Below are 24,716 nucleotides of genomic sequence, written 5' to 3' on the forward strand. Positions count from 1 at the left end.
CTTTCCTCCTTCGGCGACCCTCGCGCCTCGCCTGCGACCTTAACCTGGTGGCCGGAGTCTCTCAGGGGAGTTGATCGTGTTCTGGTTCTTGCTGATCGCGCTGGTCGTGGTCGTGGCCGCGGTCACCCTCGCGGTGGTCGGCGGAGGCGCGGAGGCCGTCCTGCCCGAGGCCGAGCCCGACCGGGTGGCCGACGCCCTGCCCGAGACCCGTCCGGTGGTACGGGAGGACGTCGAGGCGCTGCGGCTGCCGGTCGGACCGCGCGGCTACCGGATGGCCGAGGTGGACGACGTACTGGACCGGCTCGCGGCGGAGCTCGCCGAGCGGGACGCGCGGATCGCGGAGCTGACGGCGGCGCACGCCGCCGCGGCGGCCCCGGCCGCCGGGCCGGCGCAGCCCCGGGACCGCTCCGAGGGCCGGTCCGGGGCTCCGGCCGACCGGCCCGCCCCCGCCGTCGACCTCACGAAGGACGAGCGGTGAGCGGCGGCGGGCCGCTGGCCGGACCGGACGGCGCCCTGCGCTGTCCGTGGGGGCTGGCCACCGAGGACTACGTCGCCTACCACGACACCGAATGGGGCAAGCCGGTCCACGGCGACGACGCGCTGTACGAGCGGCTGTGCCTGGAGGCCTTCCAGTCGGGGCTGTCCTGGCTGACGATCCTGCGCCGGCGCGAGGGGTTCCGGAAGGCCTTCTCCGGCTTCAGGATCGCGTCGGTCGCGGAGTTCGGCCCGGCCGACGCCGAGCGGCTCCTCGCGGACGAGGGGATCATCCGCAACCGGGCCAAGATCGAGGCCACCCTGGCCAACGCGAAGGTGCTGGCCGGGTGGGAGCCCGGGGAGCTGGACGCCCTGATCTGGTCCCACGCCCCGAAGCGCAAGGGCCGGGCCCCGAGGAGCACCGGCGACGTGCCGGCGGTCACCCCCGAGTCCACGGCCCTGGCCAAGGCCCTCAAGAAGCGGGACATCCGCTTCGTCGGGCCCACCACGGCCTACGCCCTGATGCAGGCGTGCGGCCTGGTTGACGACCACCTCGCGGGCTGCGTGTCCCGCGGGACGTGAACCTTCCGTGAACGTTCAGCGGCCCAGGTACTTCGGCGGCTGCTTGGCGAGGAAGGCCTGGACGGCGATGGAGTGGTCCTCCGAGGCGCCGGCCCGGGTCTGGAGGACGTCCTCGCGCTCCAGGGCCTCGGAGAGGGAGCGGGAGGCCCCGTACGCCAGGGACTCCTTGATCGCGGCGTAGGCCACCGTCGGACCGGCGGCGAGGGTCCGGGCCACCGCCTCGGCCTCGGCGTGCAGCTCCTCCGCCGGCACCAGGCGGTTCACGATGCCCAGGTCACGGGCCTCCTGCGCCGTGATGGAGCGGGGGAACAGCAGCAGGTCGGAGGCGCGCGAGGCGCCGATCAGGCGGGGGAGCGTCCAGGAGACGCCGGAGTCGGCGGTCAGCGCCACCCCGGCGAACGAGGTGTTGAACGAGGCGGTCTCGGAGACCACGCGGAAGTCCGCCGCCAGCGCGAAGCCGAAGCCCGCCCCGGCCGCGACGCCGTTGACCCCGGCCACCACGGGCTTGGGCATCTCCGTGAGGGCCCGCACGATCGGGTTGTAGTGCTCGGAGACGGTGTTCATGGTGAGCTTCGAGCCGGTCTCGCGGTCGGCCGCCAGGTTCCCGATGTGCTCCTTGAGGTCCTGGCCCACGCAGAAGGCCCGGGTGCCGGAGGCGGTCAGCAGGACCGCCCGCACGGCCGGGTCCCCGGCCGCCGCCCGCACCGCGTCGCGCAGGGCGACCTTGGCCTCCGTGTTCATGGCGTTCATCGCGTCGGGCCGGTTGATCGTGACCTTCGCGAGTCCGTCGGTCACTTCGTAGAGCACGCTGTCGGCCATGGTGGGGGTCCCCCTTCGTCGCGGGTGTGGCTACCGGCCGGTACCGGCCGGTCCAAGGGTCAGCATGGCGGACGCGACCACCGCCGGGCATGTGATGTGCGTCAAACGCGGCGGAGGCCATCCCCGGGGAGCGGCGGCGAAGTATCGCAGGCGGATCCCCGAAATGAGTGGTTTTGAGAGAGCGCGTTGCGCAAGCGTTCCCTGCCGATGTTGGTCATCGGGTCCTGACATGCGGGATAATGGCTGGGAAGCAATGTGTTCGATGCCGGGTATTAGGCGCCTGAACGGGGCCGTCGGCTGACGATGAGCTGGTTTCAGGAAGGGGAACGAGCATGGCGGCCATGAAGCCGCGGACGGGCGACGGCCCGCTCGAGGTCACCAAGGAGGGGCGAGGCATCGTCATGCGCGTACCGCTCGAAGGCGGCGGTCGGCTTGTCGTCGAGCTGACGCCGGACGAGGCGGACGCCCTGGGTGACGCCCTGAAGAAGGTCGTCGGCTGAGCCTCGGCCACTGATCTCTGCACCGCCCCTGCCGCACCTGCGGCGGGGGCGGTGTTGTTTGCCCGGCGGCCCCCCGGCGCCGCCGGGCCGGACCCGCTGCCGGCGCCGCCGGGCCGGGCCTACCGCCGGACGGCGCAGAGCAGGCCGTCGCCCACGGGCAGCAGTGCGGACTCCAGTGCCGGGCTCTCCCGCACGCTGCGCAGCAGCTCCCGCACCCGCAGCACCTCCACCGGCTGCGCGGCGGAGTCTACGGTGCGCCCGTCGGCGAATACCCCCTCGAAGCACACCAGCCCGCCGGGCCGCAGCAGGCGCAACGATTCCGCGAGGTAGTCGAGGGACTCGGTCGGGTCCCCGTCGCAGAACACGAGGTCGTAGCCGCCGTCGGCGAGCCGCGGCAGGACGTCCAGGGCCCGCCCGGGGATGAACCGCGCCCGGTTGCCCGCGAAGCCCGCCGCGCGGAACGCCTGCCGGGCGAAGGCCTGCCGGTCCGGTTCCGGGTCCACCGTGGTCAGCACGCCGTCGGGACGCATCCCGTGCAGCAGGTGGATGCCCGAGACCCCGGTGCCCGTGCCGATCTCGGCGACGGCCTTCGCGTCCGCGGTGGCGGCGAGCAGACGCAGCGCGGCCCCGGTGCCGGGGGAGACGGAGCGCAGGCCCGCTTCCCTGGACCGGTCGCGGGCCCATCGCAGAGCGTCGTCCTCGGCGACAAACGCGTCGGCGAACGCCCAGCTCGTCTGCCGGTTGCCGGTAATGACCCTCTCCTGTCCCCATAGTTGGCGCAACGGTGACTGTATCCGCTGACGTCGGGAACCCGCAGATGGGACCGGGCGTTGGGAGGGTGAGAGGCGGGATAGAGGGGACGCCGGCGGGCAGATCGGCGGCGCGGAACCCGAGTCCCGGGCAAAGTTACTGCAAAAATGCTTATCCGGAGCTGACGGGAGGGGTGGCTATGGTAGGGGCTCCACTGGACACCACCAGAGCCGACAGGGGAGGTGCGGCTGCGCCTGTGGATCGTGGAGGCGTACTCAGACGCCTCTTCTGGTCGGCGGGTGAGCCGAAATCCGTGACCTACACCGCTGACCGTTTCCACTCCGCCCACACCGCGACCACCGCGACCTTTGCCGCCGATGCGGGCTCCCAGGCGTGGACCCCTCCCTCATGGGAGGAGATCGTCAGCACGCACAGCGCGCGGGTCTACCGCCTCGCCTACCGCCTGACGGGCAACCAGCACGACGCCGAGGACCTCACGCAGGAGGTCTTCGTCCGCGTCTTCCGCTCGCTGTCCACGTACACGCCCGGCACCTTCGAGGGCTGGCTGCACCGCATCACCACGAACCTGTTCCTGGACATGGTCCGCCGCAAGCAGCGCATCCGCTTCGACGCGCTCGCCGACGACGCCGCCGAGCGGCTGCCGAGCCGTGAGCCCTCCCCCCAGCAGGTGCTCCACGACACCCACTTCGACGCCGACGTGCAGCAGGCGCTGGACACCCTCGCGCCCGAGTTCCGCGCCGCCGTGGTCCTCTGCGACATCGAGGGCCTGTCCTACGAGGAGATCGCCGCGACCCTTGGCGTGAAGCTCGGCACCGTCCGCAGCCGCATCCACCGCGGCCGATCGCACCTGCGCAAGGCGCTCAAGCACCGCTCGCCCGAGGCCCGCGCGGAGCAGCGCGCCCTGGCGGGTGTGGCGGTGGGTGTCCCGGGCGCCGGGGGAGAGGGCGGAACCGAGTGAGCGGAGCCGTTCCGTCTCCCGCCGAACAGCACCTGGGCGACCGCCTCGCCGCCCTGGTGGACGGGGAGCTGAAGCACGACGCCCGCGAGCGGGTACTGGCGCACCTGGCGACCTGCGCCAAGTGCAAGGCCGAGGCCGACGCGCAGCGCCGGCTCAAGACCCTGTTCGTGGAGAGCGCTCCGCCGCCGCTGTCCGCCGGCCTCCTGGCCCGGCTGCAGGGGCTGCCGGGCGCCGGTCCCGAGGGCCCCGCCGGGCCGCCGGGCGGCCCGGGCGGTCCCGGAGCGGCGCGCACCCCCGCCGCGCCCGGCGCCGACCCCTTCGCCACGTTCGGGTACGCCGCGCCGGCCGCCCCGCGCGAGGGGTTCCGCATCCATGAGGTGGGGCGGCCCAGACGCCGGTTCGCCTTCGTCGCGGCCGGGGCCGTGTCGCTGGCCGCGATCGCGCTGGGCGGGGCGCTCCCGCTGGACGCGATCGAGCCGAACGCCCGCGGCGAGGCGCCCGCCTCCCGGCCCGGACCCTCGGTGCCGCTGACCGACGCCGCCGTCCGCGACCGCCTGCCCCTGCGCGACGGGGTGCGCACCCCGAGCCCGTCCGCCCCGCTGCCGACGGTCTCCCCGTCACCTCCGACATCGGCCCAGCCGGCCTCCCTCACCCGCTGACGGCCCCGGCCCGCGGCCGGGCCGACGGGTCCGCCCCGGGCCAGCGCGGGCGTGCGGCACCTGGTTGAATCTGCGGCACACGTGCCGCCCCGCGGCGCGCCAGGCCCGCGGGGGAGCGCACATGTCCGACAGTCCCAAGAGCGACCCGGCCCCGTCCTGGTGGAGCCGGCCCGCCGACCCGGCACGCCCGCACCCGGAGGCCCCCGCCGACGCCCCCGCCCCGAGCGGAGCCGCTGCGGCCGTACCGCAGGGGCAGCCCGCGGACGACCCGGCGGAGCCGGCGTCCCCCGCCGCCGGGTACGCCACCCCGGATGCCACCGGGGATGCCGCCTCGGCCGCCGCCGGGGACGTCGCAGGGGATGCCGCCTCGGCCGCCGCCGGGGACGTCGCAGGGGATGCCGCCTCGGACGTCGCCAGGGACGCCGCCCCGGATGCCGCCGGGGCCGCCTCGGCCGCCGACGGGGCCGCCACCGCGGATGCCGCCCCGGACGCCGTCGGGGCCGGTGGCGAGACCGACCCCGCCCCCGCGCCGCAGTACGACCCCTGGGCCGCGCGGCCGCTCCAGTTGGCGGACGCCGAGGGCGCGCCGCGGCGGGCCGCGCCGTCGGTGTGGCAGCTGGCGGTCTTCGCCCTGGTGATCGCCCTCCTCGCCGGCGGCGTCGGCGGCTGGCTGGGCATCCTCGCCGAGCGCCGCACCGGCACCCGGCTGGAGCTCCCGCAGGCCGCCGCCGACCACAAGGGCCGGGCCCCGGACAGCGTGGCCGGCATCGCCGCCACCGCCCTGCCCGGCGTCGTCACCCTGCACGTCAGCGGGGGCGAGGGCAGCGGCACCGGAACCGGCTTCGTCCTGGACGAGCAGGGCCACATCCTGACCAACAACCACGTCGTGGCCGACGCCAAGGACATAACGGTCACCTTCAGCACCGGCGACAGCGTCACCGCCGAGCTGGTCGGCCGCGACAGCGGCTACGACCTGGCCGTCGTGAAGGTCGCCGGCGTCCGGGGCCTGCGCCCGCTGGCCCTCGGGAACTCCGAGAACGTCCGCGTCGGCGACCCCGTCGTGGCCATCGGCGCGCCCTTCAACCTCTCCAACACCGTCACCGCCGGCATCATCAGCGCCACCGGCCGGCCCATCACGGCGGGCGGCGACAAGGGCAACGGCAGCGACATCAGCTACGTCGACGCCCTCCAGACCGACGCCCCCATCAACCCCGGCAACTCCGGCGGCCCGCTCCTCGACTCCCGCGCCCACGTCATCGGCATCAACAGCGCCATCCGGGGCGCCGACAAGGGCGACGACGACGCCGACCGCACCCGCCAGAGCGGCAGCATCGGCCTCGGCTTCGCCATCCCCGTCAACCAGGGCAAGCGCGTCGCGGAGGAGCTCATCCGCACCGGCCACGCCACCCACCCCGTCATCGGGGTCACCTTGGACATGGAGTACAAGGGCGACGGAGCCCGGGTCGACGCCAAGGGCGGGGACGGCAAGCCCGCCGTGGTCGCCGGCGGCCCCGGTGCCCGCGCCGGGATCCGCCCCGGCGACGTGATCACCAAGGTGGACGGGGTCCGCGTCCACGGAGGCGACGAGCTGATCATCAAGATCCGGGCCCACCGGCCCGGCGACCACCTCTCCCTGACCGTGCTGCGCGACGGCCGCGACACCACGCTCGACGTCGTCCTCGGCTCGGCGAGCGGCTCCTGAGGCCGGGCGGCCGCAGGGACAGGGCGGCCCGACGGCCGGGTGAATCCGGCGAAGGGCCCGCACCGGCGTAGGGCCGGGCCGGGAACGCCGGGTACCGTTGACCGGGCCGGACGTGGAGAGAGCCGAGGAGCGGCAAGGTGTTCAACGACATAGGCGCACTCGAGCTGGTCACCATCGTGGTGCTCGCCATCCTCATCTTCGGGCCGGACAAGCTCCCGAAGGTGATCCAGGACGTCTCGGGCTTCATCCGCAAGATCCGCGCGTTCTCGGACAGCGCCAAGCAGGACATCCGCTCCGAACTGGGACCCGAGTTCAAGGACTTCGAGTTCGAGGACCTGAACCCGAAGACCTTCATCCGCAAGCAGCTCACCGAGAACGAGGACCTCCAGGAGCTGCGCAGCAGCTTCGACCTCCGCAAGGAGCTGAACGAGGTCACCGACGCGGTCAACAGCCGCGAGACGGGCTCGGCGCCCGCCGCCTCCCCGGCGTCCGCCACGCCCGCCGCCGGCACCGGTCCCGATCTGCTGAAGAAGCCCGCCGCACCCGCCCAGGAGCCGCGTACGCCCTTCGACGCCGACGCCACCTGAGCCGCAGCCTGCCCCTCGATCCCGGGCGGGCTGGCTATCCTCCATCTGTCCGGAGCCTGGACGCCCGAGGGTGGGGGTCCCCCCCAGCGAAGCGAGGGGGAGGGCCGTTCCGGATCCCACGGAACGAGAGGCCGCCCATGGAGACGACGAGCACGAGCAGCAGCCGGGTGGGCGTACAGCCCGCCGAAGCCCCCGGCGCGACGGCCCCGCAGCCCGAGCCGGCCGAGCAGGCGGCGCCGCCCGCTGATGCCACCGCGCCCGTCCCTGCGGCCCGCAGGACGGCCGAGGGGTACCTGAGGGCCGAGTTCCCCTGGTACGGGCTGGACGGGGCCTTCACCGGCCCCCGCTGGCTCATGCAGGTCGGCACCGGCGCCGACGGCACCGTGGAGCACGGCTCCACCGGCCACGGCGACGAGCCCTCGGTCCGGGGGGAGATCGCCACCGGCGAGAAGGAGCGGTTCGCGGTGGTGGTCACCGTCGCCAGCAACCCCCTGCGCCGCAGCGGGGACGGCACCGGCGTGCTGGAGGCCACCTCGGTCTCCTCGGCCGCCTGGCTGGCCGGCTCGGGCCTGCTGGCCTACAGCTGGCCGCCCCAGATGGACCACACCCTGCGCGACGACTGGCTGGACCAGCAGACGGAGGCGGCCTGGGAACTCGCCGACGACCTGGAGGGGCCGGACTGGTCGACGCTGTCGCTGCCCGTGGACGGGGAGCCGACGACGTTCCACTACCGCGAGTCGGAGTTCGGGTGGGTCCTCGCCGGGTCCACCGGGAGCGGGGTGCACCTGGGCGCGTACGGGCGGGGGATGAGCGCGTACGGGCTGGGGTTCTCGGCCATCGTCGACCTGGGGTCGTACGAGTAGGGGGTACGGGAAAGGGCACCGCCGGACGGCGGTGCCCTTCACGCTGCGCGGCCCGTGCGGGCGGCCCGCGGTGCCGGTGTGCCCACCCGTGCCGCCCTGCGGCACGAGCGCCCACACCTATCGCGTCAGAACTTGTTGCGCGGCGTGATGCCCAGGGACATGCCCGAGAGGCCGCGGGCGCGCCCGCCCAGCTTGCCGGCGATCGTGCGCAGGGCCGCGCCCGCCGGGGAGTCCGGGTCCGCCAGGACGACCGGCTTGCCGTTGTCGCCGCCCTCGCGCAGGCGCACGTCGATCGGGATCTGGCCCAGCACCGGGACCGTGGCGCCCGTGGTCTTCGTCAGGCCGTCCGCGACGAGCTGGCCGCCGCCGGTGCCGAAGACGTCCACCATCTCGTCGCAGTGCGGGCACGGCAGGCCCGACATGTTCTCGACGACGCCCACGATCTTCTGGTGGGTCTGCACGGCGATCGAGCCGGCCCGCTCCGCGACCTCGGCCGCGGCCTGCTGCGGGGTGGTGACGACCAGGATCTCGGCGTTCGGGACCAGCTGGGCCACCGAGATGGCGATGTCGCCCGTGCCCGGCGGGAGGTCCAGCAGCAGCACGTCCAGGTCGCCCCAGAACACGTCGGCGAGGAACTGCTGGAGCGCCCGGTGCAGCATCGGACCGCGCCACACCACGGGCGCGTTGCCCGGGGTGAACATGCCGATGGAGATGACCTTCACGCCGTTCGCCGAGGGCGGCATGATCATGTTCTCGACCTGGGTGGGCTTGCCCTCCACACCCAGCATCCGCGGCACGCTGTGGCCGTAGATGTCCGCGTCGACCACGCCGACCTTCAGGCCGTCGGCCGCCATCGCCGCCGCCAGGTTGACGGTGACGGACGACTTGCCGACACCGCCCTTGCCGGAGGCGACCGCGTACACGCGGGTCAGCGAGCCCGGCTTGGCGAAGGGCACCTCGCGCTCGGCGGTGCCGCCGCGCAGGGTGGCCGCGAGCTCCTTGCGCTGCGCGTCGCTCATCACGTCCAGGGAGACGGACACGGAGGTCACGCCGGCGACCTTCGCGACCGCGTCGGTGACGTTCTTGGTGATGGTCTCCCGCATGGGGCAGCCCGACACCGTCAGGTAGACCGTGACGGCGACCGCGCCGCCGTCGCCGATCTCCACCGATTTGACCATGCCGAGCTCGGTGATCGGCCGGTGGATCTCGGGGTCGTTGACCGTCGCCAGCGCGTCCAGGATCGCGTCCTGCTCCGGCACGGCGGCGGAGGGTGTCTCGGTAGCCATGCCCCCGATGGTACGGCTCGGTAGCAGGGCTCCGGTAAGCCGATCAGCGGTCGCCTTCGTCACTTTCGCCGGTGAACAGCCGCCGCTCGTCCATCTCCTTGATCAGGTCCTGGAACTCCGAGCGGATCCAGTCGCGCGTGGCGACCTCGCCCAGGCCCATCCGCAGTGCCGCGATCTCCCGCGTCAGGTACTCGGTGTCCGCGATCGACCGCTCGTTCTGCTTGCGGTCCTGCTCGTGCGTGACCCGGTCCCGGTCGTCCTGCCGGTTCTGCGCGAGCAGGATCAGCGGGGCCGCGTACGAGGCCTGGAGGGACAGCATCAGCGTCAGGAAGATGAACGGGTACTGGTCGAAGCGCAGGTGGTCCGGCGCGAAGACGTTCCACAGCACCCACAGCACGATGACCAGGGTCATCCAGACGATGAACCGGCCCGTGCCGAGGAACCGCGCGACCCGCTCCGACAGCCGCCCGAAGGCCTCCGGGTCGTACTCGGGCAGCAGCTTGCGCCGGTCCTGGCGCGGCTGGTCCAGCCGCACCCGGGACCGCGTCAGCGCGCTGGCCCCCGAGGGCGCGCCGCCGCGCGCCCGCTCGGAGGAACGTTCCGCCGCCCGCTCGCCGCGCAGCCGCGCCGCCTCCTCCAGCCGCTCCGACAGTCCCTCGCGGGCCTGCTCGCGCCGCTCCCGCCGACGCTCGCGCGCCGCCTCGCCGCGTCCGCGTTCAGTGGCCACCGACGGCCTCCTCGGAATGGAAGTCCGTCTCCCGCCAGTCGTCGGGCAGCAGGTGGTCCAGGACGTCGTCGACCGTCACCGCGCCCAGCAGCGAGCCGCTCTCGTCGACGACGGGCGCCGCGACCATGTTGTACGCGGCCAGGTAGCTCGTCACGACGGGCAGCGAGGCGTCCGGGGGCAGCGGCGGCAGGTCCGTGTCCACGATCGAGCTCACGAGCGTGAACGGAGGGTCCCGCAGCAGCCGCTGGAAGTGCACCGTCCCCAGGTACTTGCCGGTCGGCGTCTCGTCCGGCGGCCGGCACACGTACACCTGCGCCGCCAGCGCCGGCGACAGGTCCGACTGGCGCACGCGGGCCAGCGCGTCGGCGACGGTCGCGTCGGGCCGCAGCACGATCGGCTCCGTGGTCATCAGACCGCCCGCGGTGTTCTCCTCGTAGGACAGCAGGCGGCGCACGTCGGCCGCGTCGTCCGGCTGCATCAGCGTCAGCAGCCGCTCCTTGTCGTCCTCGGGCAGCTCCGAGAGCAGGTCCGCCGCGTCGTCCGGGTCCATCGCCTCCAGGACGTCGGCGGCGCGCTCCTCCTTCAGCTTGCCGAGGATCTCCACCTGCTCGTCCTCGGGCAGCTCCTCCAGGACGTCCGCCAGCCGGTCGTCGTCCAGGGCGTTGGCCACCTCGGCGCGCCGCTTCGGCGTCAGGTGGTGCAGGACGTTCGCCACGTCGGCCGGGCGCATCTGCTCGAAGGTGGCGACCAGGTTCTCGGCGCCCTGGCCCTCCTCCTCCAGGGAGAAGCCGGTCACCGCCGACCACTCCACGGTCAGCGTCTCGCCGCGGCGGCGCAGCGCGCCCCCCTTGCCCTTGCGGACGAAGATCCGGTCGATCTCCCAGTCACGGCGGGCCGGCAGCTGCTGGATGGCCACGTCCAGGACGGTGACCTCCTCGCCGCTGGCCACCAGCGTGACCCGGCGGTCCAGCAGCTCGCCGATGATCAGCCGCTCGGTCGGGCGCTGCTCGAAGCGCCGCATGTTGACGACGCCGGTGGTGATGACCTGACCGGACTCCACGCCCGTCACCCGGGTCATCGGCAGGAAGATCCGCCGCCGGCTGACCACCTCGACCACCAGGCCCAGCAGCCGGGGCGGGCGCCCGCCGACGCGCAGCATCGCGACGAGGTCGCGGACCCGGCCGACCTGGTCGCCGTTGGGGTCGAAGACGGGCACACCCGACAGATGCGAGACGAAGATCCGCGGGGCGCCTGCACCCATCCGAGCGCCTCCTAGAGCGTCGATCACCAGTCATGCCGTGCCTCAGGCTAGCCCCTGCCGGGGGAAAGCGTCCTGGTGGGGCAGTCCGGCCGGGGGTCCGGCGGGCCCGGTTCCGCAGGCGGGTACGCTGCCTGCTGCTCCCCCGGCCCTCACGGGAGGTGTCCCGGCCGACCAACGACGAGAGGCAACCGACGTGACCGCCTACCCCTCCGCCGTACGGCTGCGCCGGGCCGCCCTCATCGGTGCCCTGTGCGCGGGCATCGCCGTCACCGGGACGGGCTGCGCGGAGAAGACGGACCCCGACAAGGGGACGAACGGGGTCGGCAAGCAGACCCCGGAGAAGATCGAGAGCCAGGCGAAGGCCGCGGCCACCGCCGCCGGCTCGGTCCGCCTCTCCGGCACCCTGGTCAGCGGGGGCAAGACCTTCACCCTCGACCTGCGGCTCAAGGCGGACGGCGGCTCCGGCCAGGTGAAGTCGCAGGCGGACACCTTCCAGGTGCTGCGGGTCGGCGAGCAGCTGTACCTGAAGGCGAGCGCGGCCTTCTGGGGGAAGTCGGACTCGGCCGGCAAGCTCGGCGACAAGTACGTGAAGGTCCCCGAGAGCGACCCCACCTACAAGCAGTTCCGCGGGTTCACCGACATGCACGTGCTGCTCGACGGGCTCCTCGGCCTCCAGGGCAAGCTCACCAAGGGCGGCTACACCAGCGTCGGCCACACCAAGGCGGTGCCGGTCTCGGCCGACGCGGGCAAGGGCGGCAAGCTGACGGTGTCCCTGGAGGGGACCCCGTACCCGCTGCTGATGGAGCGGGCGGGCGGCGCGGGCCGGGTGGAGCTGTCCGAGTGGGGCAAAACCTTCCCTCTGGAGGCCCCGGCGCAGGACCAGACCGTGGACTACGGCTCCCAGCTGCCGACCACCAAGGACGGCACGGGTACGGGCACGGGTACGGGTACGGGTACCGGAAAGGCCTCCCCGGCCCCGTCGAAGGGCGCCACCACGGGAGGCACGGGGGGCTCGGGAAGCACGGGCGGGACGGGCGGGACGGGCGGCACGGGTGCCGGCTCCTCCGGCCAGGGCTCCGACCCGACCGGCGGCTGAGCGCCCGGCCGCTACTTCCGCTTCCGCTTCAGCAGCAGCTTCGGCAGCCCCGCCGGGATCGGCCTGCGGGTCGTCGCCGGGGAGCCCAGCGGCGCCGCGGCCAGCGAGCCCTCGGGCATCCGGTCGGCCACCGACACCGGCTCCAGGCGCAGCAGCCGGCACTCGCGGGCCCAGCGCTCCGTCATCGCCTCCGAGTCGGGCGCGTTCAGCCGCTTGCCCTTGAGCTCGGCGACGGCGGCCTCCCACGGCCCGGTGCGCGGCGCGAGCTCCCGTACCGCCGCGGTCCAGGCCACGAGCCGGCCGCCCTTGTCCTTGCTGCGTACGGTCACCTCGGCGGCCGCGCCGTCGGCGAGCCCGGGGAAGGGCTGCTCGCCGGGACCGTCGCCGAGCACGTGCGCGGCGCCGTCCACCCAGGCGTGCCACAGGGCCCGGTCGGCGCCCGCACCGCGGACCCAGATCAGGCCGGACTTCTTGGAGGCCTCCTCGACGAGGGCCAGGTCGAGTGCGCTGAGAGTCATGCGCACAGCGTAGGCGCTGGGCTCCCGCCCGCTACAGCCAGCCGTTGCGCCGCAGCGTCCGGTGGATGGCGAAACAGCTGCCCACGATCGCGGCCATCACCATCGGATAGCCGTAGCGCCAGTGCAGCTCCGGCATGTGGTCGAAGTTCATCCCGTACACGCCGCAGATCATCGTGGGGACGGCGACGATCGCCGCCCAGGAGGTGATCTTGCGCATGTCCTCGTTCTGGGCGACGGAGGCCTGGGCCAGGTTCGCCTGGAGGATGGAGTTCAGCAGCTCGTCGAAGCCGATCACCTGCTCGTGCACCCGGGCGAGGTGGTCCGCGACGTCGCGGAAGTACTTCTGGATGTCAGGGTCCACCAGCCTCATGGGCCGCTCGCTCAGCAGCTCCATCGGCCGCAGCAGCGGCGAGACCGCCCGCTTGAACTCCAGCACCTCCCGCTTCAGCTGGTAGATGCGGCCCGCGTCGCCGCCCCGGGCGACGCCCTTGGCGGGCGCGGCGAAGACCGCGCTCTCCACCTCGTCGATGTCGTCCTGCACGGCCGCCGCCACCGCGATGTAGCCGTCCACCACGTGGTCGGCGATCGAGTGCAGCACCGCCGAGGGGCCCCGCACCAGGAGCTCCGGGTCGTCCTGGAGGCGGTGGCGCAGCGTCCGCAGGGAGCCCTGGCCGCCGTGCCGGACGGTGATGACGAAGTCGGGGCCGGTGAAGCACATCACCTCGCCCGTCTCCACGACCTCGCTGGTGGCGGTGAGTTCGGCGTGCTCCACGTAGTGGATCGTCTTGAAGACGGTGAAGAGGGTCTCGTCGTAGCGTTCCAGCTTCGGCCGCTGGTGCGCGTGCACCGCGTCCTCCACGGCGAGCGGGTGCAGGCCGAACGTGGCGGCGATCCCGGCGAACTCGGCCTCGGTGGGCTCGTGCAGCCCGATCCAGGCGAACCCGCCGTCCTCCCGGACCCGGCGCAGCGCCTCACGGGGCGTCAGGCAGTCGCCCTGCGCGCGGCGGCCGTCGCGGTAGACGGCGCAGTCGACCACCGCGCTGCTCGCGGAGGGGTCGCGGGTGGTGTCGTAACCGGGCTGGACGGGGGTGGACTTGCGCAGTGCCGGACGGACGGCGGCACGGAGGTAGGGCAGCATCGACATGGCAGGCTCCTTCTCGCGCGCGGCTGCGGACCGCACGGGTGGGAGGCCCTCCGGCAGTGGGCGGGCAGGCCCGTGCGGATGGAGGGAAACAGGACGGGAGGACAAAGTTCTGCCGTCGCTCTTCTGCTGATCAGAAGATCAAAGGGGGCTGGAGCCGCCCTGGAAGGTCGCCGAAGAGCGATTGGTACTGCACGATCGACTTCGGTCCATCGCAGCCCCACCTCCTCCGGCCGGTCCCCCGTGGGGGACGTCCTGTCGCCGGAGCCTGGAAACAACGCTTCTGCGCAGCGGCCCCGACCAGCTGTCAACACTATCAGCCGACGGATGGTCAAAGCCCTGTCTTTACCCGGCGGATAGGAGTTCTATGCTCGCTCCATGGCAGAAATTCCGGCCCTCGTCGAAGCCCGGCTCCGCAGCGCGTTCGGCGAGCCCGACGCCCGCGCCGCCGTCACCTTCCTGGGCACCGACCGCATCGAGGTCCTCCGCTTCGCCGAGGGCGACCTCGTCCGGTACGCGACCCTCGGCATGTCCGCGCATCCCATGACCGACCCGACCGCCGTGGTCGCCGACCCGGTGCGCGGCCCGCGCGCCGAGCTCGTGCTGTCCGTACGGGCGGGGCTCGCACCCACCGACGGGGTGCTGCGGCCGCTCGCGGTGCTGGCCGCCTCCCCGGTGGTCGAGGGGCTCGTCGTGGCCCCCGGCGCCTCCCTGGACGTGGGCGAACCGCTGTGGGAGGGGGCGCCGTTCACCTCGGTCCTGGTCGCCGAGCCGGGCGGACTGGTCGAGGACCTCGAACTGGACGAGCCGATGGACCCCGTCCGCTTCCTCCCCCTGCTGCCGATGACGGCGAACGAGGCCGCCTGGAAGCGGGTGCACGGTGCGGCCGCCCTCCAGGAGCGCTGGCTCGCGCGCGGCACGGATCTGCGGGACCCTCTGCGTACGGCCGTCGCACTGGACTGAGCGCGGGGTCCGCGGGTACGGACGCCATCCGGACGGGTGATCGTGTCTTGACGGGGCGCCGGGCGGGGAGGAGCGTGCTTCCTATGAGGGGCGAACCGAGTTGCCCGAAGTGTGGTGGCCGGGTCCGCGCGCCCGGTCTTTTCTCCGACTCCTGGCAGTGCGCCGTGCACGGCCCCGTCCATCCGCTGCAGCCGGTCCTCCCGCCCAGCGTGGAGGGCCTCGGCGTGGTGGCGAACCGGTCCAAGGTGCCGGTGTGGATGCCGTGGCCGCTGCCGGTGGGATGGCTGTTCACCGGCGTGGCGTCCGCCGGTGACGACCGGACCGGCGGCCGGGCCACGGTCGTGGCCTGCACCGGCCCCGGCCCGCTGGGCGGTCTGGGCGAGATGCTGCTGGTCGCCGAGGAGCTGGGGGTGGGCCTCGGCGCCCGCTTCGCGGGCATCGACGGCCCCGACCCCGGCCCGGGCCTCGACGTCTCGGGCCCGCCCCACGCCAAGGTCGTCACCGACGGCCGCCCGACCCCGCTGTGGCACGTGAAGGGGGCCCCGGAGGACCGGGCCGTGTTCGCGGGCGAGGCCCGCGGCCTGTGGCTGTGGGCCATCGTCTGGCCGGAGCAGTCGGGCCTCCTGATGTACGACGAACTCGTCCTGGCCGACCTGCGCGACGCGGGCGCGGAGGTCGAACTGGTGCCGTGCGGAGCGCTGAGCCCCCGGATCCTGGGGCCCTGAGGGGCGGTGGCGGCGGCGGGGGCGCGCCCCCGCCACGGGCTCCGCACCCCCGCCCCGCCGCCCGGGGCCTGCGGCGCTTCGGGGCACGGGTACCCTGGAGTGTCCCCCTCGTCCGCCCGAACCCTGGAGCCCGGCTGTGCGCATCGACCTGCACGCCCACTCCACGGCTTCCGACGGCACCGACACCCCCGCCGAGCTGGTGCGCAACGCCGCCGCGGCGGGACTGGACGTGGTCGCGCTGACCGACCACGACACCGTCGGGGGATACGCCGAGGCGATCGCGGCCGTGCCGCGGGGCCTCACGCTGGTGACCGGGGCCGAGCTGTCCTGCCGGCTCGACGGGGTGGGGCTGCACATGCTCGCCTACCTCTTCGACCCGCAGGAGCCCGAGCTCGCCCGCGAGCGGGAGCTCGTCCGCGACGACCGCACCCCGCGCGCCCAGGCCATGATCGGCAAGCTGCAGGACCTCGGAGTCGGCGTGACCTGGGAGCAGGTCGCCCGGATCGCGGGGGACGGCTCCGTCGGACGCCCGCACATCGCGACCGCCATGGTCGAGCTGGGGGTCGTTCCCACGGTCTCCGACGCGTTCACCGCGGACTGGCTCGCCGACGGCGGCCGCGCCTACGCCGAGAAGCACGAGCTCGACCCCTTCGACGCCATCCGCCTGGTCAAGGCGGCCGGCGGGGTCACCGTCTTCGCGCACCCCGCCGCCGTCAAGCGCGGCGCGTGCGTGCCCGAGGACGCGATCGGCGCCCTCGCGGCCGCGGGCCTGGACGGCATCGAGGTGGACCACATGGACCACGACGCCGACACCCGCGCGCGCCTGCGCGGACTGGCCGGGGACCTCGGTCTGCTGACGACCGGTTCCAGCGACTACCACGGCAGCCGCAAGACCTGCCGTCTCGGGGAGTACACCACCGACCCCGAGATCTACGGCGAGATCACGCGCCGTGCGACGGGGGCCTTCCCCGTTCCGGGCGCCGGCGGAGACGCCCGCGCCTGAGCGCCGCCGGCCGCTGTGACGCGGTCACCGGGCTCACGCGCGCCCTTCCCCCCCGCCCTTTTTCGTAACACCCCTCTATGCAAGGCATCACTGTGTTCGACTTCGCCGTCTTCGGATCCCTTTTTCTCACGCTTTTTGTGATTATGGACCCGCCGGGCATCACGCCGATCTTCCTCGCCCTGACTTCGGGCCGCCCCGCCAAGGTCCAGCGCCGCATGGCCTGGCAGGCCGTCTGCGTCGCCTTCGGCGTGATCGCGACCTTCGGCATCTGCGGCCAGCAGATCCTGGACTACCTGCACGTCTCCGTCCCGGCGCTGATGATCGCCGGCGGTCTGCTGCTCCTGCTGATCGCGCTCGACCTGCTCACCGGCAAGACCGACGAGCCCAAGCAGACCAAGGACGTCAACGTCGCCCTCGTCCCGCTGGGCATGCCGCTGCTGGCCGGCCCCGGTGCGATCGTCTCCGTCATCCTGGCCGTGCAGAAGGCCGACGGGTTCGGCGGGCAGCTCTCGGTCTGGACCGCCATCGCCGCGATGCACGTGGTCCTCTGGCTGACCATGCGCTACTCGCTGGTGATCATCCGGATCATCAAGGACGGCGGCGTCGTCCTGGTCACCCGCCTCGCGGGCATGATGCTGTCGGCCATCGCCGTCCAGCAGATCATCAACGGCGTGCTCCAGGTCGTCCACGGCGCCTGACCCCGCCCCGCCCCGCGCAGGCGAACGCCCCCGTACCGGATCGGTACGGGGGCGTTTCGGGAAGCATCAGGAGGACGCACTCTCGGCCGGTCGGATCAGGATGCGCTGGCCGATCGCGGCCGCCTGCTGCACGATCCGGTTGACGGAGGCCGCGTCCACGACGGTGCTGTCCACGGCGGTTCCGTCGACGTCGTCCAGGCGCAGAATCTCGAAGCGCACGGCTTCTCCCTTCGTCGGTGTTCTCCTTGCACAGGGTTCAACCAGACGCCCCTCAGAAACATTCCCTACGCTAAGGAAATTTTTTCCTTAGCTAACTACCGGGTGCTCAAGGACTGCCAGAAGCTCACTAGAGAACCAGCCGTGACCTGCGGGTTCTCCGCGTTCGGGGAGTGTTCGGCGCCCTCGACCACCACCCGGGAAGCGTCCAGGCGGACGGCCATCTCGTCCATCAGCGGCACCGGCCAGGCGTAGTCGACCACCCCCGACAGCACCAGCTTCGGCAGCGCCACCGCCGCCAGCTCCTCCACCCGGTCCGGCTCCGAGACCAGGATCCGGCCGGTGGTGATCAGTTGCTCCGGGACGGTGGCCAGCCAGCGCCCGCGCAGGAACGCGGCCAGTTCCGGCGCGTCCGGGACCGCGTCGGCGGGGTCGTGGGCCCGCATGGCCTCCCAGACGGCCGGCATGTCCTCCCGCATCGCCTCCAACGCCGCGACCAGCAGCTTCGTCCGGGCCTGCTGCTCCTCCGCGATCGCGGCGGGGCCGCTGCTCATCAGGGTGAGGGAGGCGAAGGGGGAGGGGTCGCGCAGGACCGCGGCGCGCGAGACCAGCCCGCCCAGGGAGTGGCCGACCAGGTGCAGCGGCCCCGCGCCCCCCAGGGCGCCGGCCTGGGCCAGGACGTCGAGGGCCAGCTCGTGGAGCTCGTAGGCGGACTCCTCGCGCGGACCGGGGCTCTCGTGCTGCCCGCGCCCGTCGACGGCGACCACCCGGTACCCGGCGGCGGCGAGCGGTTCCAGCAGGGCGATGAAGTCCTCCTTGCTGCCCGTGAACCCGGGGACCAGCAGGGCGGTGCCGCGCACCGGCCGGCCCGCCTCGTGCACGGCGAACTCGCCGCGGGAGGTGGCCAGGCGGTACGCGCGGGCGGCGGGGGGCAGGGTGAGGCGCGGCGGCTTGCTCATGGCCCGAGGTTACCGGCCCGTAGGCCCCGGGTACGAGGACGGCCCCGGCCCCCTCGAAAGGGAACCGGGGCCGTACCGTCGTGCGCCCGTGCCTACCGGAAGCGGCGGGTCGTGCGGACCGGCTCGCTCGGCGGGGCGATCTGGAACTGCGGCTCGGAGTCCGCGGCGGCCGCCTTGCGGGTCCGGCGGCGGGGCGCCACGGGCGCCTCGTCGATGACCACGGCCGGGATCGGGGTGGCCACGGCCTTGCGGGTCGGGACCCGGCGCGGCCGGACCGGAGCCGACGCCTCGGCGACCGGGGCGGCGGCCACGGGGGCCTCGGCCACCGACGCCTCGGCCACGGCGGCCTTGCGGGTCCGGGTGCGCTTCGGCTTCGCCGGAGCCTCCTCGGCCACCACCGGGGCCTCGACCACCGGGGCCTCGACCACGGGGGCCTCGGCGACCGGGGCCTCCACGGCCGCGACGGCCGTCTTGCGGGTCCGGGCGCGGCGCGGCTTGACCACCGCCGCCTCCTCGACCGCGACCACGGCCGGAGCCGGGGCCTCGACCGCCGGCGCCTCGGCGACGGGAGCCTCGGCCCCGTCGACCGCGGCCACGGCCGCGGCCGTCAGCCGGGTGCGGCGGCGTCGCGGGCGGCGCGGCTCGTCGTCGGCGGGGGCCTCGACGGCCGGGGTCACCTCGGTGGCCGCGGCCTCGACCTCGGCGCCGACCTCCGAACCGCCGCGGGTGCGGCGGCGCTGGCGCGGCGTACGGGTCCGGGCGGGACGCTCCTCGGCCGGAGCGGCGGCGCCGCGGCCGCCACGGCCACCGCGCCCGCCGGTCTCGCCCAGGTCCTCCAGCTCCTCGGCCTTCAGGCCGGCCCGCGTGCGCTCGGCGCGCGGCAGGATGCCCTTGGTGCCGGCCGGGATGCCCAGCTCCTCGTACAGGTGCGGGGAGGTGGAGTACGTCTCGACCGGGTCGTGGAAGTCCAGCTCCAGCGCCTTGTTGATCAGCTGCCAGCGCGGGATGTCGTCCCAGTCGACCAGGGTGACGGCGGTGCCCTTCGCGCCCGCTCGGCCGGTGCGGCCCACGCGGTGCAGGAAGGTCTTCTCGTCCTCCGGCGTCTGGTAGTTGATGACGTGGGTCACGCCCTCGACGTCGATGCCGCGCGCGGCGACGTCGGTGCACACCAGCACGTCGACCTTGCCGTTGCGGAACGCGCGCAGCGCCTGCTCGCGGGCGCCCTGGCCCAGGTCGCCGTGGACGGCGCCGGAGGCGAAGCCGCGCCGCTCCAGCTGCTCGGCGATGTCGGCGGCCGTGCGCTTGGTACGGCAGAAGATCATCGCGAGCCCGCGGCCGTCGGCCTGGAGGATGCGGGAGACGAGCTCCGGCTTGTCCATGTTGTGCGCGCGGAAGACGTGCTGCTTGATGTTGGCGACGGTCGCGCCCTCGCCGTCTTCGGAGACGGCGCGGATGTGCGTCGGCTGCGACATGTAGCGGCGGGCCAGACCGATGACCGCGCCCGGCATGGTCGCCGAGAACAGCATCGTCTGCCGCTTGGCCGGCAGCAGGTTCATGATCTTCTCGACGTCGGGCAGGAAGCCCAGGTCGAGCATCTCGTCGGCCTCGTCGAGGACGAGGGCCTTGACGCGGGACAGGTCGAGCTTCTTCTGCCCGGCCAGGTCCAGCAGGCGGCCCGGGGTGCCGACGATCACGTCGACGCCCTTCTGGAGCGCCTCGACCTGGGGCTCGTACGCGCGGCCGCCGTATATGGCGAGGACGCGGACGTTGCGGACCTTGCCCGCGGTGAGCAGGTCGTTGGTGACCTGGGTGCACAGCTCGCGGGTCGGAACCACCACGAGGGCCTGCGGGGAGTCGGTGAGCTGCGCGGGCGTGGCCCGGCCGGCCTCGACGTCCGCGGGGACGACGACCCGCTCCAGCAGGGGGAGGCCGAAACCGAGCGTCTTGCCGGTGCCGGTCTTCGCCTGGCCGATGACGTCCGTGCCGGAGAGGGCGACGGGGAGGGTCATCTCCTGGATCGGGAAGGGGGACACGATGCCGACGGCTTCCAGGGCCTCGGCCGTCTCGGGGAAGATCCCGAGTTCTCGGAACGTAGTCAGGGTGCTGCCTCTTCTGTGAGACGCGGCGCGAGGCGGCGAGGGGGGTCCTACCGTGCCGGGCTTGCGGTACTGCGCCCGCCCGGGGTGGGGCGGGTCGTACGAAGCTGCGCGGGACCACTGCCATCGCTCAGGCGCTCGTGCCGCTGAGGGGGCCCCTCGTGGAGGCGGTACGCATGGGCGTACTCCCCGCTACGAGGGCGGTCGGGTGGAGCCGATCGGGCCACCGACCGGGCATCCTCATTCGGATGGCCCGCCGAGTATTCGGCAGGCGCATTACCACTGTACCCCGGAATCGCGCAGGTGTGTCGGGTGAATTCACCAGGTAGGCGGGTTTACACGGACCGAGAGCACGGAGGAGTGGTGCCTGGTCCCGCCTTTCGGCGGGCTATTGTGCGGAGCATGTCGACCGTTGAAAACGCATCTCCCGCCGACGACGACGCCCAGGGCGGGGCGCAGGGCATCGCCGCACAGGACTGGGCGACCGCTTCCGCCTCCCCGCAGTACCGGGCCGCCGTCGTGGACCTCCTCGGCGCGCTGGCGTACGGAGAGCTCGCGGCCTTCGAGCGCCTGGCGGAGGACGCGAAGCTCGCGCCCACCCTGGCCGACAAGGCCGAGCTGGCGAAGATGGCCTCCGCCGAATTCCACCACTTCGAGCGGCTGCGCGACCGGCTCGCGGCGATCGACGCCGAGCCCACCGCCGCGATGGAGCCCTTCGCGAAGGGCGTGGACGACTTCCACCGCCAGACCGCCCCCTCCGACTGGCTGGAGGGCCTGGTCAAGGCCTATGTCGGCGACTCGATCGCCAGCGACTTCTACCGCGAGGTCGCCACCCACCTCGACACCGACACCCGCGCCCTGGTCGTCGGCGTCCTCGACGACACGGGCCACGGCGGCTTCGCCGTCGAGAAGGTGCGCGCCGCCATCGAGGCGGACCCGCGCGTCGGCGGCCGGCTCGCGCTGTGGGCGCGCCGCCTGATGGGCGAGGCCCTCTCGCAGGCCCAGCGCGTGGTGGCCGAGCGCGACGCGCTGTCCACCATGCTGGTCGGCGGCGTGGACGGGATGGCGGCCGGCTTCGACCTGGCGGCCGTCGGCGAGATGTTCACCCGGATCACCAAGGCCCACACCAAGCGCATGGCCGCCCTCGGCCTCGCCGCCTAGGGTTCCCCCGGTCACGGTCGTCCGCGCCCGCCCTCAGCTCCGCGACGGGAGCGAAAACGGAGGGCGGCGCGGACCCCGGCCGCCCCCGGCGGCCGGGCGCAGCAGCAGGGACAGCACGACGGCCGACACCCCGAGTCCGCCCAGCAGGGTCGCGAACAGGGTGTTGTGTCCCGGCCCCAGCGACATGTGCGTCAGATAGGCCCCGAAAAGGGCGCCCGTCACCCCGCTGACCAGCACCGTTCTGGTGGAGGGAAGTCGCTTCGAGAGCACTCGCACGGCCACGCCCGCGAGGGCGAGGCCCAGCAGACCGGAGCCGACGGCCTCCATCAGCATCATCTGGTCACTCCCCTACGTCAGGGCAAACCGGGTCACTGCGGTCCTACCCGAAGCGGAAGAAACGGAAACGGCCCGGCGGATCCATCCGCCGGGCCGCTCCAGTCGTACTCCGGTGCCTCAGAGCGCTCCGAAACCGACCTTGCGCTGCGCCGGCTCGCCCAGGTCGACGTACGCCAGACGGTCGGACGGCACCAGGACCTTGCGGCCCTTGGTGTCGGTCAGGCTCAGCAGCGGCGCGGTGCCGGTCAGCGCGTCGGCGACGATGCTCTCCAGCTCCTCGGCGCTCAGGCCGCTCTCCAGCACGATCTCCCGGGGTGCGTGCTGCACGCCGATCTTGACCTCCACGGCTTTGTCCCTCCGACGGTCCGTTTCGCGCGATCAGCCGCGCCGTACCCGGTCCACATTAGCCCGGAGAGGGGACACGATCGGCTCGCGGCGGACACGCTCGCAGCGAACAGCGGCCGGTCAGGCCTCCGCGGCCTCCGTGCCGTGCAGCGGGAAGCCCGCGATGCCGCGCCAGGCGAGGGAGGTCAGCAGGCCCACCGCCGTGTCGCGGGCGACCGGGCTCTCGCTCGACAGCCAGTACCGGGCCACGACCTGCGAGACCCCGCCCAGGCCCACGGCAAGGAGCATCGACTCGTCCTTGGACAGTCCGGTGTCCTCGGCGATCACGTCGGAGATCGCCTCCGCGCACTGGAGCGAGACGCGGTCGACGCGTTCGCGCACCGCCGGCTCGTTGGTCAGGTCCGACTCGAACACCAGCCGGAACGCGCCGCCCTCGTCCTCGACGTAGGCGAAGTAGGCGTCCATCGTCGCCGCCACGCGCAGCTTGTTGTCGCTGGTGGACTCCAGCGCCCCGCGCACCGCCTGCAGGAGGTTCTCGCAGTGCTGGTCCAGCAGCGCCAGGTACAGGTCGAGCTTGCCGGGGAAGTGCTGGTAGAGCACCGGCTTGCTGACGCCCGCCCGCTCCGCGATGTCGTCCATGGCCGCAGCGTGGTAGCCCTGCGCGACGAACACCTCCTGGGCAGCGCCCAGCAGCTGGTTGCGCCGGGCACGGCGCGGCAGTCGCGTACCCCGCGGACGCGCTGCCTCGGTCTGCTCGATGGCTGTCACGCCGCCTCCCACTTTCTCTAAGAACACAGTGCGCTCTGCGCCGCGCCGCCATCGTACTTTTCGGTAACCGAATCTGGTGGGTTCAAGCCTAGTTTTCTCGCTGTGCGGACGGCCTGGACACACCCCGGACACGCTGGTCAGCGCCTGTCAGATGCTGTCAGCGGTAGTCCTCCTCGTCCAGGGGTACCACCCGGGCCTGCTCGGCGGCGTCCGCCTCGGGGGCCTCCCCCCGGTCCGCTCCGGTGAGCGGGTCGTCCTCCTGCTGCTGGATGTCGGCGAGCTGTTCGGCGGCGTCCGCCTCCGGAGCCTCGGCGTCGAGCGGGTCCGCGAACCGGTCCCGGAAGGTGTCCGGTTCCGCAGGGTCGACAGTCATTCCACTCCCCTCGCCTTCGCTCGTTCACTTACGAGCCTAGGAGGATGAGGAGCCCGACGCCAGGCGGTCCTGTGACCGCGGACACAAGGGATCTCAAGGGGGCGAGCGTGATCGTCTCGTAACATTGGCGCATGTCTTCGACCGAGCTGCCGGGCGTACGGTCCACCGCCGAGCCGACCTCCCAGGTGGGAGCCGTCCGGGTGGGCGAGGGAGAGGGGCTGCGCACCGTCGCGCTGCCGGGCCTGGAGATGAACGTACGTTTCCGGCCACCGCAGCGGGAGGGTCTGCCGCCCGCGCTGTTCGTGCACGGACTCGGCGGTTCCTCCCAGAACTGGTCGGCGCTCATGGAGCAGCTGGCCGACGCCGTCGACGGCGAGGCGCTCGACCTGCCCGGCTTCGGCTGGTCCGCGCCGCCCGCCGACCGCGACTACTCGATCACGGCGATGGCCCGCGCCGTCATCCGTCACCTCGACGCCGCAGGGCGCGGCCCGGTCCACCTGTTCGGCAACTCCCTCGGCGGCGCCGTCTCCACCCGCGTCGCGGCGGTCCGCCCCGACCTCGTGCGCACGCTGACGCTGGTCTCGCCCGCGCTGCCCGAGCTGCGGGTGCAGAGCTCGGCCGTGCCCACCGCCCTGCTGGCCCTGCCCGGCGCGCCCGCCCTGCTCGGTCGCCTCGCCCGGCACCTGACGGCCGAACAGCGCACCCTGGGAGTGACGGCCCTCTGTTACGGAGACCCCTCACGGGTGACACCGGAAGGCCTCCGCGGCGCCGTCGAGGAGATGGAACGGCGCATGGCCCTCCCGTACTTCTGGGAGGCGATGAGCCGTTCCTCGCGCGGAATCGTCGACGCCTACACGCTCGGCGGGCAACACGGGCTGTGGCGCCAGGCGCAGCGCGTGCTCGCGCCGACGCTGCTGGTCTACGGTGGCCGGGACCAGCTGGTCTCGTACCGTATGGCGCGCAAGGCCGCCGCGGCCTTCCGGGGTTCGCGGCTGCTGAGCCTGCCCGAGGCCGGACACGTGGCGATGATGGAGTACCCGGAGGTGGTGGCCGCCGCCTTCCGGGAGCTGCAGCGCGACACCGGCGCCCGGGACACCGACCGGGACACCGCAGACGGCAAGGGCTGAGG

29 protein-coding genes are annotated in these 24,716 nt (G+C 73.3%); 15 read left to right on the forward strand and 14 right to left on the reverse strand.

The features are described from left to right. Positions 1-76: 76 nt before the first annotated feature. Complete coding sequence (locus ACIRBY_RS08390) at positions 77-478, forward strand: DivIVA domain-containing protein (protein WP_403897840.1); 402 nt, start codon at positions 77-79, stop codon at positions 476-478. Further along, entirely contained in the window at positions 475-1,056 is a 582-nt protein-coding gene (locus tag ACIRBY_RS08395) for a DNA-3-methyladenine glycosylase I (protein ID WP_403897843.1), read from the forward strand. The genes ACIRBY_RS08390 and ACIRBY_RS08395 overlap by 4 nt, the downstream gene beginning before the upstream one ends. A gap of 15 nt (positions 1,057-1,071) precedes the next feature. On the opposite strand, the gene ACIRBY_RS08400 is transcribed toward ACIRBY_RS08395, so the two are convergent. Beyond that, entirely contained in the window at positions 1,072-1,875 is an 804-nt protein-coding gene (locus ACIRBY_RS08400; protein ID WP_403897846.1) for an enoyl-CoA hydratase/isomerase family protein, read from the reverse strand. Positions 1,876-2,207: 332 nt separating this feature from the next. On the opposite strand from ACIRBY_RS08400, the gene ACIRBY_RS08405 reads away from it, so the two are divergent. After that, positions 2,208-2,375 (forward strand): DUF3117 domain-containing protein, encoded by a 168-nt coding sequence (locus ACIRBY_RS08405; RefSeq protein ID WP_003966491.1) that lies wholly within the window; start codon positions 2,208-2,210, stop codon positions 2,373-2,375. Positions 2,376-2,494: 119 nt separating this feature from the next. Here ACIRBY_RS08405 and ACIRBY_RS08410 read toward each other — a convergent pair whose 3' ends face one another. Beyond that, entirely contained in the window at positions 2,495-3,157 is a 663-nt protein-coding gene (locus tag ACIRBY_RS08410; RefSeq protein ID WP_042820075.1) for an O-methyltransferase, read from the reverse strand. A gap of 167 nt (positions 3,158-3,324) precedes the next feature. Between ACIRBY_RS08410 and sigE the strand changes: the two genes are divergently transcribed. The 5 genes from sigE (at position 3,325) to ACIRBY_RS08435 (ending at position 7,915) form a co-directional block, all read left to right on the forward strand. Further along, positions 3,325-4,104 carry an RNA polymerase sigma factor SigE gene (gene sigE / locus ACIRBY_RS08415; RefSeq protein WP_366452620.1) on the forward strand — a complete coding sequence of 260 codons (780 nt, stop codon included), beginning with the start codon at positions 3,325-3,327 and terminating at the stop codon, positions 4,102-4,104. Further along, positions 4,101-4,763 carry a zf-HC2 domain-containing protein gene (locus ACIRBY_RS08420; RefSeq protein WP_403897850.1) on the forward strand — a complete coding sequence of 221 codons (663 nt, stop codon included), beginning with the start codon at positions 4,101-4,103 and terminating at the stop codon, positions 4,761-4,763. The genes sigE and ACIRBY_RS08420 overlap by 4 nt, the downstream gene beginning before the upstream one ends. A 121-nt stretch (positions 4,764-4,884) precedes the next feature. Beyond that, positions 4,885-6,465, forward strand: coding sequence for a S1C family serine protease (locus tag ACIRBY_RS08425; protein WP_403897853.1), 1,581 nt, complete (start codon positions 4,885-4,887; stop codon positions 6,463-6,465). 137 nt (positions 6,466-6,602) lie between these two features. Next, positions 6,603-7,052, forward strand: a complete 450-nt coding sequence (locus tag ACIRBY_RS08430) for a sec-independent translocase (RefSeq protein ID WP_403897855.1) — start codon at positions 6,603-6,605, stop codon at positions 7,050-7,052. Positions 7,053-7,189: 137 nt separating this feature from the next. After that, entirely contained in the window at positions 7,190-7,915 is a 726-nt protein-coding gene (locus tag ACIRBY_RS08435; RefSeq protein ID WP_403897858.1) for a hypothetical protein, read from the forward strand. 125 nt (positions 7,916-8,040) lie between these two features. Here the strand turns inward: ACIRBY_RS08435 and ACIRBY_RS08440 are convergent, their stop codons facing one another. The 3 genes from ACIRBY_RS08440 to ACIRBY_RS08450 form a co-directional block, all read right to left on the reverse strand. Next, positions 8,041-9,201, reverse strand: a complete 1,161-nt coding sequence (locus tag ACIRBY_RS08440) for an Mrp/NBP35 family ATP-binding protein (RefSeq protein WP_403897861.1) — start codon at positions 9,199-9,201, stop codon at positions 8,041-8,043. 43 nt (positions 9,202-9,244) lie between these two features. Then, the gene (locus ACIRBY_RS08445) at positions 9,245-9,823 is read right to left on the reverse strand and encodes a DUF1003 domain-containing protein (RefSeq protein ID WP_403898255.1); all 579 of its coding nucleotides are present in this window, start codon (positions 9,821-9,823) and stop codon (positions 9,245-9,247) included. Between the two features lie 94 nt (positions 9,824-9,917). Beyond that, on the reverse strand, positions 9,918-11,189 hold the full coding sequence (locus tag ACIRBY_RS08450; RefSeq protein WP_403897864.1) for a magnesium transporter MgtE N-terminal domain-containing protein: 1,272 nt from the start codon (positions 11,187-11,189) through the stop codon (positions 9,918-9,920). A 193-nt stretch (positions 11,190-11,382) separates the two neighbouring features. Here ACIRBY_RS08450 and ACIRBY_RS08455 point away from each other — a divergent pair, with 193 nt between their 5' ends. Then, a complete protein-coding gene (locus tag ACIRBY_RS08455) occupies positions 11,383-12,285 on the forward strand; it encodes a hypothetical protein (protein WP_403897867.1) in 903 nt (300 codons plus the stop codon). A gap of 11 nt (positions 12,286-12,296) precedes the next feature. Here the strand turns inward: ACIRBY_RS08455 and ACIRBY_RS08460 are convergent, their stop codons facing one another. Further along, the gene (locus tag ACIRBY_RS08460; protein ID WP_403897870.1) at positions 12,297-12,803 is read right to left on the reverse strand and encodes a hypothetical protein; all 507 of its coding nucleotides are present in this window, start codon (positions 12,801-12,803) and stop codon (positions 12,297-12,299) included. Between the two features lie 31 nt (positions 12,804-12,834). Next, complete coding sequence (locus tag ACIRBY_RS08465; RefSeq protein ID WP_366452615.1) at positions 12,835-13,947, reverse strand: magnesium and cobalt transport protein CorA; 1,113 nt, start codon at positions 13,945-13,947, stop codon at positions 12,835-12,837. Between the two features lie 375 nt (positions 13,948-14,322). On the opposite strand from ACIRBY_RS08465, the gene ACIRBY_RS08470 reads away from it, so the two are divergent. From ACIRBY_RS08470 to ACIRBY_RS08485, 4 genes are all read left to right on the forward strand, one after another. Further along, entirely contained in the window at positions 14,323-14,907 is a 585-nt protein-coding gene (locus ACIRBY_RS08470; protein WP_403897873.1) for a suppressor of fused domain protein, read from the forward strand. 83 nt (positions 14,908-14,990) lie between these two features. After that, positions 14,991-15,632 carry a DUF6758 family protein gene (locus ACIRBY_RS08475; RefSeq protein WP_366452613.1) on the forward strand — a complete coding sequence of 214 codons (642 nt, stop codon included), beginning with the start codon at positions 14,991-14,993 and terminating at the stop codon, positions 15,630-15,632. Between the two features lie 136 nt (positions 15,633-15,768). Continuing rightward, positions 15,769-16,635, forward strand: a complete 867-nt coding sequence (locus tag ACIRBY_RS08480; RefSeq protein ID WP_403897877.1) for a PHP domain-containing protein — start codon at positions 15,769-15,771, stop codon at positions 16,633-16,635. A 92-nt stretch (positions 16,636-16,727) separates the two neighbouring features. After that, positions 16,728-17,333 carry a MarC family protein gene (locus ACIRBY_RS08485; RefSeq protein ID WP_079429653.1) on the forward strand — a complete coding sequence of 202 codons (606 nt, stop codon included), beginning with the start codon at positions 16,728-16,730 and terminating at the stop codon, positions 17,331-17,333. A gap of 66 nt (positions 17,334-17,399) precedes the next feature. On the opposite strand, the gene ACIRBY_RS08490 is transcribed toward ACIRBY_RS08485, so the two are convergent. The 3 genes from ACIRBY_RS08490 to ACIRBY_RS08500 all read right to left on the reverse strand — a co-directional run bounded on the left by ACIRBY_RS08490 (position 17,400) and on the right by ACIRBY_RS08500 (position 20,541). Next, complete coding sequence (locus tag ACIRBY_RS08490) at positions 17,400-17,552, reverse strand: hypothetical protein (RefSeq protein ID WP_007266367.1); 153 nt, start codon at positions 17,550-17,552, stop codon at positions 17,400-17,402. Positions 17,553-17,647: 95 nt separating this feature from the next. Next, positions 17,648-18,508, reverse strand: a complete 861-nt coding sequence (locus tag ACIRBY_RS08495; protein WP_403897880.1) for an alpha/beta fold hydrolase — start codon at positions 18,506-18,508, stop codon at positions 17,648-17,650. A 92-nt stretch (positions 18,509-18,600) separates the two neighbouring features. Beyond that, positions 18,601-20,541 carry a DEAD/DEAH box helicase gene (locus ACIRBY_RS08500; RefSeq protein ID WP_403897883.1) on the reverse strand — a complete coding sequence of 647 codons (1,941 nt, stop codon included), beginning with the start codon at positions 20,539-20,541 and terminating at the stop codon, positions 18,601-18,603. 465 nt (positions 20,542-21,006) lie between these two features. Here ACIRBY_RS08500 and ACIRBY_RS08505 point away from each other — a divergent pair, with 465 nt between their 5' ends. Continuing rightward, positions 21,007-21,765, forward strand: coding sequence for a ferritin-like fold-containing protein (locus tag ACIRBY_RS08505; RefSeq protein ID WP_403897886.1), 759 nt, complete (start codon positions 21,007-21,009; stop codon positions 21,763-21,765). Between the two features lie 33 nt (positions 21,766-21,798). Here the strand turns inward: ACIRBY_RS08505 and ACIRBY_RS08510 are convergent, their stop codons facing one another. The 4 genes from ACIRBY_RS08510 to ACIRBY_RS08525 all read right to left on the reverse strand — a co-directional run bounded on the left by ACIRBY_RS08510 (position 21,799) and on the right by ACIRBY_RS08525 (position 23,587). Then, positions 21,799-22,101: a hypothetical protein gene (locus ACIRBY_RS08510; RefSeq protein ID WP_403897889.1), complete on the reverse strand. Its 303-nt coding sequence runs from the start codon at positions 22,099-22,101 to the stop codon at positions 21,799-21,801. 117 nt (positions 22,102-22,218) lie between these two features. Then, entirely contained in the window at positions 22,219-22,446 is a 228-nt protein-coding gene (locus ACIRBY_RS08515) for a DUF3107 domain-containing protein (RefSeq protein ID WP_366452608.1), read from the reverse strand. A 120-nt stretch (positions 22,447-22,566) separates the two neighbouring features. Then, on the reverse strand, positions 22,567-23,214 hold the full coding sequence (locus ACIRBY_RS08520) for a TetR/AcrR family transcriptional regulator (protein ID WP_366452607.1): 648 nt from the start codon (positions 23,212-23,214) through the stop codon (positions 22,567-22,569). Between the two features lie 157 nt (positions 23,215-23,371). Further along, on the reverse strand, positions 23,372-23,587 hold the full coding sequence (locus ACIRBY_RS08525; RefSeq protein WP_403897893.1) for a hypothetical protein: 216 nt from the start codon (positions 23,585-23,587) through the stop codon (positions 23,372-23,374). 131 nt (positions 23,588-23,718) lie between these two features. On the opposite strand from ACIRBY_RS08525, the gene ACIRBY_RS08530 reads away from it, so the two are divergent. Then, positions 23,719-24,714, forward strand: a complete 996-nt coding sequence (locus ACIRBY_RS08530; protein WP_403897896.1) for an alpha/beta fold hydrolase — start codon at positions 23,719-23,721, stop codon at positions 24,712-24,714. Positions 24,715-24,716: the final 2 nt, after the last annotated feature.

The organism is Streptomyces sp. NPDC096136 (assembly GCF_044763325.1).
In the GTDB taxonomy this organism is placed as follows: domain Bacteria; phylum Actinomycetota; class Actinomycetes; order Streptomycetales; family Streptomycetaceae; genus Streptomyces.

Coding starts and splice junctions, on each gene's coding strand:
- ACIRBY_RS08530 (WP_403897896.1), top strand. CDS start 23,719: ATGTCTTCGACCGAGCTGCCGGGCGTACGGTCCACCGCCGAGCCGACC.
- ACIRBY_RS08510 (WP_403897889.1), bottom strand. CDS start 22,101: ATGATGCTGATGGAGGCCGTCGGCTCCGGTCTGCTGGGCCTCGCCCTC.
- ACIRBY_RS08505 (WP_403897886.1), top strand. CDS start 21,007: ATGTCGACCGTTGAAAACGCATCTCCCGCCGACGACGACGCCCAGGGC.
- ACIRBY_RS08525 (WP_403897893.1), bottom strand. CDS start 23,587: ATGACTGTCGACCCTGCGGAACCGGACACCTTCCGGGACCGGTTCGCG.
- ACIRBY_RS08460 (WP_403897870.1), bottom strand. CDS start 12,803: ATGACTCTCAGCGCACTCGACCTGGCCCTCGTCGAGGAGGCCTCCAAG.
- sigE (WP_366452620.1), top strand. CDS start 3,325: ATGGTAGGGGCTCCACTGGACACCACCAGAGCCGACAGGGGAGGTGCG.
- ACIRBY_RS08475 (WP_366452613.1), top strand. CDS start 14,991: ATGAGGGGCGAACCGAGTTGCCCGAAGTGTGGTGGCCGGGTCCGCGCG.
- ACIRBY_RS08450 (WP_403897864.1), bottom strand. CDS start 11,189: ATGGGTGCAGGCGCCCCGCGGATCTTCGTCTCGCATCTGTCGGGTGTG.
- ACIRBY_RS08400 (WP_403897846.1), bottom strand. CDS start 1,875: ATGGCCGACAGCGTGCTCTACGAAGTGACCGACGGACTCGCGAAGGTC.
- ACIRBY_RS08465 (WP_366452615.1), bottom strand. CDS start 13,947: ATGTCGATGCTGCCCTACCTCCGTGCCGCCGTCCGTCCGGCACTGCGC.
- ACIRBY_RS08495 (WP_403897880.1), bottom strand. CDS start 18,508: ATGAGCAAGCCGCCGCGCCTCACCCTGCCCCCCGCCGCCCGCGCGTAC.
- ACIRBY_RS08470 (WP_403897873.1), top strand. CDS start 14,323: ATGGCAGAAATTCCGGCCCTCGTCGAAGCCCGGCTCCGCAGCGCGTTC.
- ACIRBY_RS08435 (WP_403897858.1), top strand. CDS start 7,190: ATGGAGACGACGAGCACGAGCAGCAGCCGGGTGGGCGTACAGCCCGCC.
- ACIRBY_RS08440 (WP_403897861.1), bottom strand. CDS start 9,201: ATGGCTACCGAGACACCCTCCGCCGCCGTGCCGGAGCAGGACGCGATC.
- ACIRBY_RS08425 (WP_403897853.1), top strand. CDS start 4,885: ATGTCCGACAGTCCCAAGAGCGACCCGGCCCCGTCCTGGTGGAGCCGG.
- ACIRBY_RS08405 (WP_003966491.1), top strand. CDS start 2,208: ATGGCGGCCATGAAGCCGCGGACGGGCGACGGCCCGCTCGAGGTCACC.